This window comes from Vibrio sp. 2130-1, assembly GCF_033339515.1.
Genome location: NZ_JAWOUT010000001.1, coordinates 22,165 through 36,561, shown reverse-complemented (window position 1 = coordinate 36,561; position 14,397 = coordinate 22,165). Strand labels below are relative to the sequence as shown.

The 14,397-nt window shown below is 46.5% G+C and carries 13 protein-coding genes; all 13 read right to left on the bottom strand.

Annotated elements, in window-relative coordinates; translation table 11 throughout:
- Positions 1 to 250: 250 nt before the first annotated feature.
- Positions 251 to 745, bottom strand: a complete 495-nt coding sequence (locus tag R7Q09_RS00185) for a DUF2802 domain-containing protein (protein WP_025998721.1) — start codon at positions 743 to 745, stop codon at positions 251 to 253.
- Positions 745 to 1,239 (bottom strand): chemotaxis protein CheW, encoded by a 495-nt coding sequence (locus R7Q09_RS00180; RefSeq protein WP_005380507.1) that lies wholly within the window; start codon positions 1,237 to 1,239, stop codon positions 745 to 747. The genes R7Q09_RS00185 and R7Q09_RS00180 overlap by 1 nt, the downstream gene beginning before the upstream one ends.
- A 35-nt stretch (positions 1,240 to 1,274) precedes the next feature.
- Positions 1,275 to 2,339 (bottom strand): chemotaxis protein CheW, encoded by a 1,065-nt coding sequence (locus tag R7Q09_RS00175; RefSeq protein WP_170897468.1) that lies wholly within the window; start codon positions 2,337 to 2,339, stop codon positions 1,275 to 1,277.
- Positions 2,329 to 3,108, bottom strand: a complete 780-nt coding sequence (locus tag R7Q09_RS00170; protein WP_005380505.1) for a ParA family protein — start codon at positions 3,106 to 3,108, stop codon at positions 2,329 to 2,331. Before R7Q09_RS00170 ends, R7Q09_RS00175 begins: the two co-directional genes overlap by 11 nt.
- A gap of 8 nt (positions 3,109 to 3,116) precedes the next feature.
- Positions 3,117 to 4,229: a chemotaxis response regulator protein-glutamate methylesterase gene (locus R7Q09_RS00165; protein WP_213904021.1), complete on the bottom strand. Its 1,113-nt coding sequence runs from the start codon at positions 4,227 to 4,229 to the stop codon at positions 3,117 to 3,119.
- Positions 4,230 to 4,258: 29 nt separating this feature from the next.
- Positions 4,259 to 6,499 carry a chemotaxis protein CheA gene (locus R7Q09_RS00160; RefSeq protein ID WP_064368703.1) on the bottom strand — a complete coding sequence of 747 codons (2,241 nt, stop codon included), beginning with the start codon at positions 6,497 to 6,499 and terminating at the stop codon, positions 4,259 to 4,261.
- Positions 6,500 to 6,508: 9 nt separating this feature from the next.
- On the bottom strand, positions 6,509 to 7,249 hold the full coding sequence (locus R7Q09_RS00155) for a protein phosphatase CheZ (protein WP_005380502.1): 741 nt from the start codon (positions 7,247 to 7,249) through the stop codon (positions 6,509 to 6,511).
- 118 nt (positions 7,250 to 7,367) lie between these two features.
- The gene (gene cheY, locus R7Q09_RS00150) at positions 7,368 to 7,736 is read right to left on the bottom strand and encodes a chemotaxis response regulator CheY (protein ID WP_017635949.1); all 369 of its coding nucleotides are present in this window, start codon (positions 7,734 to 7,736) and stop codon (positions 7,368 to 7,370) included.
- A gap of 45 nt (positions 7,737 to 7,781) precedes the next feature.
- Positions 7,782 to 8,516, bottom strand: a complete 735-nt coding sequence (locus R7Q09_RS00145; protein ID WP_262591448.1) for an RNA polymerase sigma factor FliA — start codon at positions 8,514 to 8,516, stop codon at positions 7,782 to 7,784.
- On the bottom strand, positions 8,509 to 9,396 hold the full coding sequence (locus tag R7Q09_RS00140) for a MinD/ParA family protein (protein WP_005380498.1): 888 nt from the start codon (positions 9,394 to 9,396) through the stop codon (positions 8,509 to 8,511). The genes R7Q09_RS00145 and R7Q09_RS00140 overlap by 8 nt, the downstream gene beginning before the upstream one ends.
- 14 nt (positions 9,397 to 9,410) lie before the next feature.
- Positions 9,411 to 10,928, bottom strand: a complete 1,518-nt coding sequence (flhF, locus tag R7Q09_RS00135) for a flagellar biosynthesis protein FlhF (protein ID WP_033907111.1) — start codon at positions 10,926 to 10,928, stop codon at positions 9,411 to 9,413.
- A gap of 28 nt (positions 10,929 to 10,956) precedes the next feature.
- On the bottom strand, positions 10,957 to 13,056 hold the full coding sequence (flhA, locus tag R7Q09_RS00130) for a flagellar biosynthesis protein FlhA (RefSeq protein ID WP_025998722.1): 2,100 nt from the start codon (positions 13,054 to 13,056) through the stop codon (positions 10,957 to 10,959).
- Between the two features lie 210 nt (positions 13,057 to 13,266).
- Entirely contained in the window at positions 13,267 to 14,397 is a 1,131-nt protein-coding gene (gene flhB / locus R7Q09_RS00125) for a flagellar biosynthesis protein FlhB (RefSeq protein ID WP_005380490.1), read from the bottom strand.

Genomic DNA, 14,397 nt, shown 5'->3' with positions numbered 1-14,397 from the left:
ACAGCTTAGTTATGACAAAACAGGATAAGAGGGCTAGGTTACATGTAAGTTCATGTATTTTTGTTAATTAATCATCACACTTTAATAAAATTAACTATAAGTAGTTATAAGCGCTCATTTTGAATTTGAGAGGCCAGAGCTAAGAGCAAGATCGACTGAAGGTTATCTAGGGTTGTATTTAAGAAGAGCATTAGCGGCTAAAAACAAAAAAGAGGCGTAATAACGCCTCTTTTTTATCGCTTGATAACCTTTAGCGTCGACGACGTCCACGCGCTGGATATTCTGCGTCATCTGATGGCTGACCACTTAATGGTGGAATCTTCTCTTTCCCTGCCAGTTTCTTCTGCAGTGAAAGCATCAACTCAGCTTCGGCTTTTGGTAGTTCGCACTCTTCAATCAGCTCGTTGATATCAGCGCCAAGCTGTACCATTTTAGAAGCGCGACTGTACAAGCGACCATCAGTATCAGCGTGTTCGAGTTCGCGAATTCTCTCGTTTAAGTGCTGAATAATGTCTTGTTGCTCCGTCACTTTTTGCCCAAGACCAACAACAACCGAGCGCACTTCGAGTAACTGCTTACTCAACTTTTGCACTTCTTTATCTGCGTGTCGAGATTGAGCTCGTTGTTGGTCTAACTGCTTTTGTAACCCCGAGCGAATCCGCAGTTGCAAAACAACCAATACTAACACGATAAAAGCGACGCCACCCGCAAGGAATGGAGCAGATAAAAGAGTCTCTTCAGCCATTAAAGGTGAGCCATCTCGTCCCACTCGTCATCTGTTAGCAGCTTGTTCAAATCTACAAGGATAAGAAGCTTGCCGTCACGGTTGCTCACACCCTGGATGAACTTCGCACTCTCGTCGGTACCAACTGAAGGCGTCGTATCAATTTCAGAAGAACGCAGATAAACGACTTCTGCCACGCTATCTACTAAGATACCAATCACTTGACGCTCAGACTCGATCACAATAATACGAGTGTTGTCGGTGACTTCGCCTTCCATCAGGCCAAAACGTGAACGTGTATCGATAACAGTAACTACATTACCGCGTAGGTTGATGATACCAAGTACATAATCTGGTGCACCTGGAACAGGGGCAATTTCAGTATAACGAAGTACTTCACGAACTTGCATTACGTTGATGCCGTACGTTTCTTCTTCTAGCTGGAACGTCACCCACTGAAGAACTTCGTCATTCGATGCATCTTTCTTCACTTCTACTTCAAAAGCTTGAGACATAGTTAATCCTCGTTAATGTCGTTCCCGACTTAAATCTAATTCAGTGATTTGACATCTAAACCGGCGTTTAGCATGTCAATGAGCGCCTGGACATGAATTAAGGCACACATTTTTTCTTTTACCATGCCCGCTAGCCAAGGGCGTTTACCCGCCTGCTCACGCCAGCGAACCTTGTCGATATTAAGCGTTTCCGTCCCCATTAATTGGTTACTGGCCAACCCCCACATGCTCTCACCAAGCATGACGACATATTGGTAGTTATCTTTATAGCTATCATCACGAAGCTTATCTGCCATCACCCATTTCGCGGTATCGACGACATCAAACTGTTGCTCGCGATTTGTTTGTAGCCCCAAATACCAGGCGGGTTTTCCTATCAAATGGTTAAGCTCGCTAATGCGATGAATACCACCTAACTCATCAAGAGGTACAGCAAACGTGACACCATTCACATCAAAGTAAAGAACTTGGAAGTCCTCACTTCGCTTCGTGCTTTCCCAGACCGTTGGTATATCGGAATCTGCTTGTGTTTCGAGTTCAGTATCGACGTTCGATTCTATATTGATACTTTGTTCGATCACTGCGTGAGGTTCATCCACCTCTGGTTGCGCTTCCTCAAAAACTGGCTCATCAATCACCCAGTCCTGTATTTCCTCAACACCCTGAAGCTCAGGCACCTCACTAAAGGTTTGTACCTCAGGCTCAGCCGCTTTTATCTCTGCTGCAATATCAATCGTATTTTGTTCAAGAATACTATCAATATCCAACTCAGCCACTGGGTTGCTTGCTTCAAGCTGACTTAATAGCCTTTGAACATCTTCCAGGTTTGGAGCTTCCAACTCTGGCGGATATGTTTCTTGAAACTGGTACGTTTCTGGCTCCGAGTATTGTAGCTGTAATTCTGGCTCTGGCTCTGGCTCTGGCTCTGGCTCTGGCTCTGGCTCTGGCTCTGGCTCTGGCTCTGGCTCTGCAGATGATACCTCTTGAGCCAACAGGTCAAGGTCTTCCTCAAGAGTCGTTATTTCAGTTTCATCATCCAGTAATGCATTAAAGTAGTCATCAAGTGCTTGTTCACTGGACAGCACATCATTACTGCTCATCGAACGCCAACCTCTCCAGGTAAATCAGTAGCTGTTTATAGGCAAACACACCACGACTACCAGAAGCAAAATGCGACGCTGGCAAGTGCTTTAAACTGGCATCGCGGAACTTGGTATCAATAGGCACCGCTGAGGTCCACACTTGATTTGGGTAATCTTTTTTCAGTTGCATCAATGTCTGCAATGACGCTTTCGTGCGCTTATCGTACATGGTTGGGACGATAGTCACTTTGAAACCGCCCGGGCGAGATTTTTGCATAATGGTTAGCGTACGCATCATGCGCTCTAGACCTTTCATTGCCAAAAACTCTGTTTGAACAGGAATCAAAATTCGGTCACTGGCTGCCAACGCGTTCACCATCATCACGCCAAGGATTGGCGGACAGTCAATCAACACATAGTCATAGTCTTGTGAGACAGTTTGCAGCGCCCGTTTTAAGATTAATCCCATACCACTGCGATTACCCATTACGCGATCAAGCGTGGCAAGGGACATATGCGCGGGAATGATATCCATTCCTTCCAGCTCTGTTTCTAAAATCAACGGCTTAACCGTCTCACGAGAAAACGTCTTCAACTGGAATAAATCAAATAGGCTCGAAGTTACTGCATCAGGATCATAACCGAGATAAGTAGTCAGTGAGGCGTGAGGATCAGTATCAACCATCAATACTCGATGGCCTTTCTGGCTCAATAAGCCCGCCAATGTCACTGTTGAGGTGGTTTTACCCACGCCTCCTTTCTGGTTAGCTACACTCCAAACAATCATGATGAATCCTAAGCTAGGCCAACTTCCACCAACATGCGTTCAGCAATGCGGTCAAGCGGTAAATCTTCTGAAGAAATGCCTGCTTTAGCAACCGCTTGGGGCATGCCATAAACAACACAACTGTCTTCATCTTGTGCCCAAATTGTTGAGCCTGAAGACTTCAACATGCGAGCGCCCTCACGACCGTCTGCACCCATGCCTGTCAACACTAAAGAGAGCACTTTGTCGCCATATACTTTTGCGGCAGAACCAAAAGTCACATCCACACATGGTTTGTAGTTCATGCGGTCGCCGCCATCAATAATGCGAAGACGAGCAGCGCCCGCTCGTCCATCCACCATCATTTGTTTCCCACCTGGTGCAAGGTATGCCACACCGGGCTGTAACACATCGCCATCTTGTGCTTCTTTCACTTGAATCTTACACAAGGTGTTCAAACGACTGGCAAACGCAGCAGTAAACGTTGCTGGCATGTGTTGAATCAATACAATCGGATGCGGATAGTTCATCGGCAAACGCGTCAGAATTTTTTGTAGAGCAACGGGGCCACCTGTTGATGTTCCAATTGCCGTCAGTTGATACTTCTTACCAGAAGCACGGTACTTTGTCGCAGCAGGTCGAGTTGGTGTTGGAGTCACAGGTGAAGCCGTTCTTGAACCTAATGGTCGAGTAGTCGTGCTGGTACTCGCTGTTGGGCGAGCGATAGGTCGACGCATGAAAGCGCGCTTCGAGGCAATCTGAATCACACGCTGTTGAAGTAATGACACCGCTTCTTCACGGTTACGCGCAATGTCCTCAAACTTTTTCGGTAAGAAGTCCAATGCGCCCGCATCTAGCGCATCAAGCGTAGCTTTCGCCCCGTCGTGGGTCAGGGACGAAAACATTAGAATTGGCGTTGGAGCAGCGGCCATTATTTCACGTACAGCTGTAATGCCATCCATCACTGGCATTTCAATATCCATCGTGATGACGTCAGGTTTGAGAGATTTGGCTTTCTCAACCGCCTCTCTACCATTTACCGCAACGTCAATCACTTCTAGGCGCGATTCTGAGTTGATGATTTCGCTCACGCGACGTCGGAAAAAACTCGAATCATCAACGACTAGTACTTTAATCGCCATCTTATTCCTTTTAATAACGTCAGCTTTGCTTAAAGGCGTGAAGCCGCAGCATATCGCTTAAGTAAATCAGGCACATCTAGAATTAATGCAATATGGCCATCGCTAGTAATTGTCGCACCAGCCATACCTGGAGTGCCCTGTAATAGATTATCGAGTGGCTTAATAACCACTTCTTCTTGACCAATAAGCGTATCCACAACAAAACCAACGCGCTGGTTACCAATCTGTACAATCACCACGTGACCGTGACCAGTACGCTCTTGGACGTTTTGCGATTTGGATGCCAACCAGTTTTGTAAGTAAAATAGTGGGATAGATTTCTCACGCACAATAATCGTCAGCTGACCATCTACCACGTTTGTACGACTAAGATCCAAGTGGAAAATTTCACTCACCGAAGCCAGTGGTAGAGCAAAAGGATGACCGCCAACACCAACCATCAGAGTCGGTAAAATCGCTAACGTTAGTGGTACTTTGATCGTAATCTTAGTGCCCTTGCCTAGCTCAGAATCGATATCGATTGAACCGTTTAAGGTATTGATCGCCGTCTTAACCACGTCCATACCCACACCACGACCAGAGATGTCAGAAATTTTATCTTTACTTGAGAAACCAGGTGCGAAGATAAGGTTGAAGCACTCTTTATCTGTTAAACGTGCCGCCGCATCTTCATCCATCATGCCACGCTTCACCGCGATGCCACGCAGTTTGTTCGGGTCCATACCGCCACCATCATCTACGATGGATAGTTCAATATGGTCCCCTTCTTGCGATGCTGACAAAATCACTTTACCTGTGCGTGATTTGCCGGCCTTCGCGCGTGCGTCTGGCATTTCAATACCGTGATCAACCGAGTTACGTACCAAGTGAATCAACGGATCGGCCAATGCTTCTACAAGGTTCTTATCGAGATCGGTTTCTTCACCGCGCATTTCTAGCACGATGTCTTTATTTAGGTTACGAGCCAAGTCACGAACAACGCGTGGGAAGCGGCCAAACACTTTCTTAATTGGCTGCATACGCGTTTTCATTACCGCGCCTTGTAGATCCGCAGTTACCACGTCAAGGTTAGCGACCGCTTTGGACATCTCTTCGTTGTCGCTATTCAAACCAAGGCTTAGTAGACGGTTACGCACCAATACGAGCTCACCCACCATGTTCATGATGGTATCAAGCGTCGAGGTATCAACACGAACGGTTGCTTCAGCCTGAGGTTTTTTAACCGCTGGTGCTTTGGCTTCTTCTTTTACCGCGACTGGTTTAGATTCTGGCTTTGGTGCTGGCGCTGCTTGAACAGGTGCTGGCTTAGCAACAGGCTCAGGTTTCGCAGGGCTTTGCTCTACGTTTGCTGAAGCAGGCTTCGTTGCCATGTCCAATTCTTCTAGCGTTGGGCCTTTACCTGAACCATGTAGCTCATCGAGTAACTTTTCGAACTCTTCGTCCGTCATTAAGTCACTGTCTTGATTTGATGAAGATGCCACTGGAGCGGAAGGCTCTGCCGCTTTAGGTGGCTCTACTGGTACGGATGCAGATGCAGCAGCCTCTGCCGTAGAAGGGCTTTTTCCTACACCGTGCAGTTCATCGAGTAAACGTTCAAACTCATCATCAGTGATATCACCACTTTCAACTGATGGCGCACTCGATTGAGGCGGTTCAGATGGCGTTGTAGATGTCGCAGACATTGAAGCGCCTGGCGCTGAACCTTTACCATGAAGCTCATCAAGTAGCTTTTCGAATTCGTCTTGGGTAATTTCATCAACAGAGCCGACACTTGATGGTGCTGACGGCGCAGCAGGTTCTTCGATGATAGGCTCGGGAATAATAGGCTCTGGAGTAGCCACTGGTTCTTCAACTACGGTTGCCGCTACTTCATCTTCTGACTCAGGTTTGCATAGACGATGAAGTTCTTCAAGAAGCTCAGGGTCCGCAGCTTCTAACGGCTCACGATCTTGAACAGCCTGGAACTGGGTATTAACCGTATCCAAGGCTTTTAGCATCGTATCCATTAAGTTTTGCGTTACCGTGCGTTGACCGTTTCGTAAAACGTCGAACACGTTCTCCGCACCATGACAAGTATCGACTAGCTCTGCCAATGAAAGGAAGCCGGCACCGCCTTTTACGGTATGAAACCCGCGGAAAATAGCATTAAGTAAGTCTTTGTCTTCTGGGTTATTTTCCAATTCAACCAACTGCTCAGAAAGCAGCTCGAGAATTTCCCCAGCCTCAATGAGAAAGTCCTGAAGAATATCTTCGTCTAAATCGTAGCTCATACGTTACCTTTAAAATCCAAGACTGGACAACAAGTCATCGACTTCGTCCTGCGATGAAACCGCATCTTCTCTCAGTTCTGGATGAAGAATCGGGCCTTCGGCTTCGCTTGTTTGTGTATTCTTTTTATCTGCCGGTTCTGACAAAACTTGAATATGTTCTTCAAGTTTATTTCCAGAGAATACGGTTAGGATTTCCACTAAGCGGCCTTCAACTTCATTAACCAACGTAATTACGCGGCGAATGATTTGGCCAGTTAGGTCTTGGAAGTCTTGCGCCATGAGAATTTCGGTCAATTGGCCGCGCAATTCAGTGCTGTCACCTTCGACTTGCACTAATAGCCCGTCGATTCGGTGACACAGTGCTTTAAATTCGCTTAATTCTATGCGCCCGTGCATGAGTTCATTCCATTGAGGACGAACTTTTAGAAGGCAATCATGCAGGTTGTCAGCGATAGGAAGGCAGCAGTCGACCGCATCCATTGTTTTGTTGGCTGCAAGCTCTGTCTTCTCGATCACATAATTGAGACGATCCCTAGCATTAGGGATTTCGTCTTTCGCAATTTCGGTCATGCGCTGATCGAGACTGAACTGCTTGAGTGATTCGTGAAGGTCTCGAGTTAACGCTCCAATTTCTTGCAGCATTGGGTTATCGGCACCTTCGTAGATCGAGGCAACAAGCATATTGGCTTGGTCTTGTTCCCCGTTTTCTAGCATTTGAACGAGTGACTTCGCCTGCTCTAGTGAGATCATTCTGAATAGACCCTTTTACGTTTAGTTCTTCTTATCACTTTGAAAACGCTAAACGAGTCATTTAATAGGTATTTAATAATTGGTATGAATGACTCGAATAACAAAGAGAAAGAGAGAGTTATAAACGCTCGAAAATTTTATCTAATTTTTCTTTTAATGTTGCAGCAGTAAATGGCTTAACAATGTAGCCGTTTACACCTGCTTGAGCAGCTTCAATGATCTGCTCACGCTTCGCTTCAGCCGTGATCATTAGAACTGGCAGATGCTTAAGTTCTGCATCCGCGCGGATGTGTTTAAGCAAATCGATGCCTTGCATACCTGGCATGTTCCAGTCAGTTACAACAAAATCGAAGTCACCTTTTTTCAGCATTGGTAATGCGGTTAAACCATCGTCCGCTTCTTGAGTGTTATTGAAACCCAAGTCACGAAGCAGGTTTTTAACAATACGGCGCATTGTTGAGAAATCATCAACAATAAGGATCTTCATGTTTTTATTCAAAATTGCCTCCACTGAATCGTAAAATCAGTGTTTTTAGTCATTTTGTGTCCACGCACTGAGCTTGGTACGTAAACGTTGCATCGCTTGACTCAGTATTTGACTTACGCGAGATTCGCTTACGCCTAACACATCGCCAATTTCTTTCAAATTGAGTTCTTCATCATAATAAAGCGAAAGAACCAAAGCTTCACGCTCTGGAAGCTGTTTTATTGATTCAACCAGTGCTTTTCGAAATGATTCATCAACTACCCCTTTGAATGGGTTGCTGTCATCGGTTTCATCCACTGGTGAAATCACATCATCAGAAACGCCTAAATCTTCAATACCGACTAATTTTGAGCAGTTGATATCGGTAAGAGCACTATGATATTGATCCAGTGTCATACCGAGATGCGTGGCTACTTCAGAATCAGTAGGATCTCGATTTAATTCGCCTTCCAGCTCCGCAATCGCTTGGTTAATCTCTCGATTATTTTTATGAACAGAACGCGGTACCCAATCGCCTTTACGCATGTCATCTAACATTGCGCCACGAATACGGATACCTGCATAAGTTTCAAAGCTCGCACCTTTAGAACCATCATAATTCTGCTGAGCTTCGATAAGACCGATCATGCCGGCCTGAATTAAATCCTCTACCTGAACACTCGGCGGTAAACGGCCTAGTAGGTGGTGAGCAATGCGCTTAACCAACACTGAATAACGTTCAATGAACGCCTGCTGGCTATTAAATTTGCCATGTTGGTCATAGGTTATCGCTTTATTCACCAAAAGGGTCCTCTGCGAATTCGGTACGATTTAACAGCCTTTCCACAAAAAATTCCAAGTGTCCACTTGGTGTTTTCGGTAGTGGCCACGTCAACGCTTTGTTTGCTAGTGAGCTGATAGCTAAAGCGGCAGGCGAGCGTGGGAACGCATCAACGACAATTTTTTGTCTTTTTACAGCCTGTCGTACTTTATCATCTAATGGAATACATGCTACGAGTTCAAGGCTAACATTCAAGAATCGCTCTGTGACTAGTGTCAACTTTGCAAACAATTCTCGCCCTTCACGGTAGCTTCTGACCATATTTGCTACAACTTTAAAGCGTTGAACTTGGTGTTCTTTACTCAACAGCTTGATTAATGCATAGGCATCTGTGATTGACGTCGGTTCATCACACACAACTACAACCACATCTTGAGCTGCTCGCGAAAAACTGATTACCATGTCAGAGATACCAGCAGCGGTATCAATCAGCAGGACATCCATTTCGTCTTCAAGACTACCAAATGCTCGAATGAGTCCAGCATGCTGAGCGTGAGAAAGCTCTGTCATGCTCTGTGTGCCAGAAGTTGCAGGAATTATCTTTATACCATAAGGCCCTTCGACAATCGCATCTTTTAGCTCACATTCACCCGCTAAGACATGTCCTAGATTACGTTTTGCACGAATTCCGAGCATCACGTCCACATTGGCCAGACCTAAATCAGCGTCGAGAACCATCACCTTCTTGCCTTGGCGAGCCATACAAATCGCCAGACCCAGTGTTACGTTTGATTTCCCCACACCACCTTTGCCGCCAGTAACAGCAATCACTTTGGTCAACGATGGTTGTGTTAAGCGACGGAGGCCGCTTGCTTGATCGTGTATCATATTCTCAGTCATAGTAGTCCGCCGCCTTAGAGTCCTTCACTGTCACTGTTCCAAAAGTGAGGTTCGTTCTCTGTCGACTTCTCTAACAGTTCATTTGCTTTCGCAAGCATATATTTTGGTTGCGCTATCACAATGTCTTCTGGTACGCGCTGACCATTAGCGATGTAAGCTACTGGCATTGCGTTTTGAATCACTACACTGATGAATTCGCCTAGGCTTAATGACTCATCAAGCTTCGTCATAATACAACCCGAAAGTGGTATACGTCGGAAGTGATCCAGCGTTTCTTGTAGAACACGACGTTGTGCGGTAGCCGGCAAAACAAGGTAGCTGTGAATCACTTCTCCGCTCTCTTGCATTAGAGTGTCGAGCTGCTCGGAAAGCCTCACATCTCGTTGCCCCATCCCTGCCGTATCGACCAAAATCAGTCTTCTGTTTCTTAGCTGATATATAACATCGGCTAACTCGTTAGAATCTTTAGCAACTCTTACGGGACAACCCATGATTCTTCCATAAATTGAGAGCTGCTCATGTGCACCTATGCGATATGTATCTGTTGTCACAAGGGCCACATTGTCGGCACCGTATTCCATGGCTGCGCGTGCTGCGAGTTTCGCTACGGTTGTTGTTTTCCCAACCCCCGTCGGACCCAACAATGCGACTACGCCACCACGTTTTAAAATGTCCTGTTTAGGAATATTGATTTGATCCGCCACCAGCGACAATAACGCTTTCCACGCTCGCGCTGGCTTTGTATCTTCCGGAATATAACAGGCCATCTGGTCTGCTAACTCCGGAGAAACGCCCATTCGCTCTAAGCGCTTAATCAGCATTGCTCTTAGCGGCTCACGGCGTTCTACTTCTTGCCACATCAGGCCAGAAACTTGGTGCTCCAACAGACGACGAATTGACGTCATCTCTTCGCGCATGCTTTCTAGCTCATCGGCCGATTCGTCACGCTCATCACTTGGGCGACGTCGGTCATATCGCGTCGGGTCCAGCTTGGGCGTCGGACGTTCAAATCGATTGTCCTGTGCGATTAGCTTCGCCAAAGGTGAATCTGGTTGATATGGCGCTGGCTTTTCTTGGTTGTAGCCGTCGCGATGCTTATTTTGGCGTTGCAGCAAAGCAGAGAGCGAATCTTCATTTTCCGCTACGTGGTCGTCAGCATCTGCTGCACCACCGCTATATTGCTTAAGCATATTAGCGAATCGCTGCGTCATTGAGCCTGTTTTTTCATTGTTACTGTTATTACTGTTCAGGCTAATTTTATCTTCATCTAAATGACGATCTTGGTAACGATCAGCAGAAGACGATGACATTTGACGATGTTCGTTATAGCGATTCGATTGAGAAGCACCGCGATTTTGCTGTGACGCTGCGCTTGCTTGAGACGGATTAGATTCACTATCTATCGCCGCAACAATCGCTACTCCACCAGCCACTTTCTTGTTTGACATGATCACCGCTTCCGCGCCTAACTCCTCTTTCACTTGGAGCAGCGCCGTTCTCATGTCTTTGGCAAAAAATCGCTTTATTTTCAAACTATGAATCCATTAATGATGCGTGAGATCAGTTACCCACGGCTTGCACAATTCTGATCTGTTTTTCATCCGGGATTTCTTGGTAAGACAGTACCCGGAGATTAGGTATTGTGTTCTTCACAAATTTCGCCAACGTCGAGCGTAATACACCAGAAGTAAGCAGAACGGCAGGTTCGCCTTTCAGTTCTTGTTCCTGTGTCGCTTGGCTTAGTGAAGATTGCAATCGCTCAGCGAGTCCCGGTTCAATCCCCGCGGATTCGCCTCCTGATGCTTGCATAGTTTGATGCAATATTTGTTCCAGTTCGGGAATCAAAGTAATCACTGGTAACTCAGGCTCTATACCATTGATTTCTTGAACAATTAGACGTTTAAGACTAATTCGAACTGCTGCCGTCAATATGTCAGCTTCTTGACTCTTACTTGAGTACTCAGCCAAAGTTTGAACAATCGTGCGAATATCGCGGATTGGAATGGCCTCGTTTAACAAGTTTTGTAGGACTTTCACCACCACACCTAATGGTAATTGGTCAGGAACAAAGTTCTCGACCAACTTAGGCGCGCTGCGTCCTAACATTTCTAATAAATTCTCTACTTCTTCATGACCAATTAGCTGTGACGCGTTGTTGGTCAATAGCTGGCTCAGATGCGTCGCTAATACCGTTGATGAATCAACAACCGTATAACCCAGAGCCTGCGCGTGCTCACGCTGATCTTCTCGGATCCATACGGCTTCCAGTCCAAAAGCAGGGTCAATGGTTGGTTCACCATCAATCATGCCATACACCTGACCTGGGTTAATCGCTAGCTCTTGATCCGGACGGATCTCTGCTTCGCCCACCGCAACCCCCATCAATGTAATTCGGTAACTGTTTGGGGTCAGCTCAAGATTGTCACGAATATGAACCGCTGGAATTAGGAACCCAAAATCTTGCGATAACTTTTTACGCACGCCTTTTACGCGCTCTAACAGTTCCCCACCTTGGTCTCTGTCCACCAAAGGGATTAAGCGATAACCGACTTCCAAGCCAATAATATCGACTGGCTGGACGTCATCCCAAGACAGTTCGCGCTGTGAGGAAGGTTCTGTACCTTCATCTGCTGTTGCTGGTAAAGCGGGCTCTTTCGCTTTCTGCTTCTGCCGTTTGTCGATGAAATATGCCGCTGCACCGGCCGCGACTGCCAGGCTCAAAAACGCAAAGTGCGGCATGCCCGGTACGATGCCCATCACACCAAGAATAGCTGCAGTAATCATCAGCGCTTTTGGGTTGTCGAACATCTGGAAGACCAGTTGTTCCCCCATGTCTTCATCGGTGTTTTGGCGCGTCACCATCATTGCCGCTGCAATCGACAGCAATAGCGATGGGATTTGTGCGACCAAACCATCACCGATTGTCAGTAAGGTATAGATTTCAATCGCTTCACCGAAACCCAATCCATACTGCGCCATACCGATCGACAGACCGCCGACGATGTTGATAAACAGAATCAAAATACCGGCAATCGCGTCCCCTTTTACGAACTTCGAGGCACCATCCATCGAGCCATAGAAATCCGCTTCTTTGGTCACTTCAAAACGACGAACTCTTGCCTGCTCTTGGTCTATCAATCCGGCATTCAAGTCCGCATCAATCGCCATTTGCTTACCCGGCAACGCATCAAGCGTAAAGCGAGCACTTACCTCAGAGATACGACCCGCACCTTTGGTCACCACCATAAAGTTGATGATCATTAAGATGAGGAAAACCACTAGGCCGACCGCGTAGTTACCACCAATAACGACGTTACCGAACGCCTCAATTACGTTACCTGCCGCATTACCGCCTTCATGACCATGCAGTAAGACGACACGAGTCGAGGCAACGTTCAAAGCCAAGCGGAGCAACGTGGCGATCAGCAATACCGTTGGAAAAGCAGCGAAGTCCAAAGGGCGACGTGTGTAAACGGTCACTAACAACACCACCATCGACAGCGCGATGTTAAAGGTGAAGAACATATCCAGCAAAAATGCTGGAATCGGCAGTACCACCATCGCTAGGGTGGCCAAAACCATCACCGGAGCACCAATAGCTGGCATTTCACGTTGAGGGATTCGTGGCAATTTATCTGCAAACGGCAGGCTTAACTTCATACTGCGAGAGATCTCAATCGATTGAAGCGTCACGTAAGCTCTTACTATTAATACGCGACCGCTTTAGCCTAAAAGTTTAGGTAGGGTTGATAATTAAAGCGTTTTAAGCAATCTATGTACCATAATTAGCGCCAAAATAATGACTAAACACTCAAATAGAGCTTAGCTTTTGATCAAACGAGCTTTTTTAAGGCTTTACCGCTTTTCGTATCAATGACGGTGCTCGGGTGGGATTGGCAAATCATAATCTTGAATTTTCGGGCGCTGTCCACCTCGTTTTCGGTATTGCTTCAATTGGAATACAAATGCCAAAACCTGAGCGACGGCAGTAAACAACCCATCGGGGATCTCTTGCTCGAGCTCTGTCGTGTGGTACAACGCACGAGCCAAAGGTGGTGCGGGCACAATCGTAATGTCATGTTCGCGGGCGACTTCTCGAATCTTCATCGCCATGTGGTCAGTACCTTTAGCGATCACGACTGGCGCACGGTCTGTCTTCTGCTTATAACGAAGCGCTACCGAGAAGTGCTCAGGGTTAGTAACAATAACATCAGCTTGAGGAACATCCGCCATCATTCGACGTTGAGCCGCTTCCCTTTGCAACATACGAATACGGCCTTTCACTTCCGGCTTACCTTCAGTCTCTTTGTATTCGTCTTTGACTTCTTGCTTGGTCATTTTTAACTGATCGGCGTGCTGCCAAATTTGAAATGGAATATCGATGGCAACCACAATCAATAGCGAGCAACTGATCAGCAAAATAAAGTTCAGCAAAATATCTAAAGCATGGAAGATGTTTTGCGGATACACATCCATGCTCAATTGAATCAGATCGGCCTGCGATGCTTGGATCAAATAGATGGCGACACCAGTGACCAGAACCACTTTAAGGATTGATTTGATCAACTCTACCCAGCTTTGCATGCCAACCATTCGCTTTAAGCCGCTAAGCGGATTCATTTTCGACAGCTTGGGCATGGCCGCTTGGGCAGAAAAACTGATTCCTCCCACACCTGCTGCTCCAATCATGGCGGCGGTAAACAATGTCGCTAACACCAAAAATAGTGGGAACAACAAATCACTCATCGCGCCCAAAGCGATATCAAACAGTTTTGCAGTATCGAAAATCTCTTCTCGTTGAAGATCAAATAAACGGCTCATGATGGAAAACAATGAACGTGCTAACGCCTCGCCAAACCACATCAATGAAATGGCGCCAACGATCAGCACAGATGCTGATGCGAGCTCTTTAGATCGAGCGACCTGCCCCTTTTCTCTGGCTTGTTGTAACCGTCGGGGCGTGGCTTCTTCGGTGCGTTCCTGACCGTCTGATTCTGCCAA

Coding starts and splice junctions, on each gene's coding strand:
- R7Q09_RS00185 (WP_025998721.1), bottom strand. CDS start 745: ATGGCTGAAGAGACTCTTTTATCTGCTCCATTCCTTGCGGGTGGCGTC.
- R7Q09_RS00180 (WP_005380507.1), bottom strand. CDS start 1,239: ATGTCTCAAGCTTTTGAAGTAGAAGTGAAGAAAGATGCATCGAATGAC.
- R7Q09_RS00175 (WP_170897468.1), bottom strand. CDS start 2,339: ATGAGCAGTAATGATGTGCTGTCCAGTGAACAAGCACTTGATGACTAC.
- R7Q09_RS00170 (WP_005380505.1), bottom strand. CDS start 3,108: ATGATTGTTTGGAGTGTAGCTAACCAGAAAGGAGGCGTGGGTAAAACC.
- R7Q09_RS00165 (WP_213904021.1), bottom strand. CDS start 4,229: ATGGCGATTAAAGTACTAGTCGTTGATGATTCGAGTTTTTTCCGACGT.
- R7Q09_RS00160 (WP_064368703.1), bottom strand. CDS start 6,499: ATGAGCTACGATTTAGACGAAGATATTCTTCAGGACTTTCTCATTGAG.
- R7Q09_RS00155 (WP_005380502.1), bottom strand. CDS start 7,249: ATGATCTCACTAGAGCAGGCGAAGTCACTCGTTCAAATGCTAGAAAAC.
- cheY (WP_017635949.1), bottom strand. CDS start 7,736: ATGAAGATCCTTATTGTTGATGATTTCTCAACAATGCGCCGTATTGTT.
- R7Q09_RS00140 (WP_005380498.1), bottom strand. CDS start 9,396: ATGACTGAGAATATGATACACGATCAAGCAAGCGGCCTCCGTCGCTTA.
- flhA (WP_025998722.1), bottom strand. CDS start 13,056: ATGAAGTTAAGCCTGCCGTTTGCAGATAAATTGCCACGAATCCCTCAA.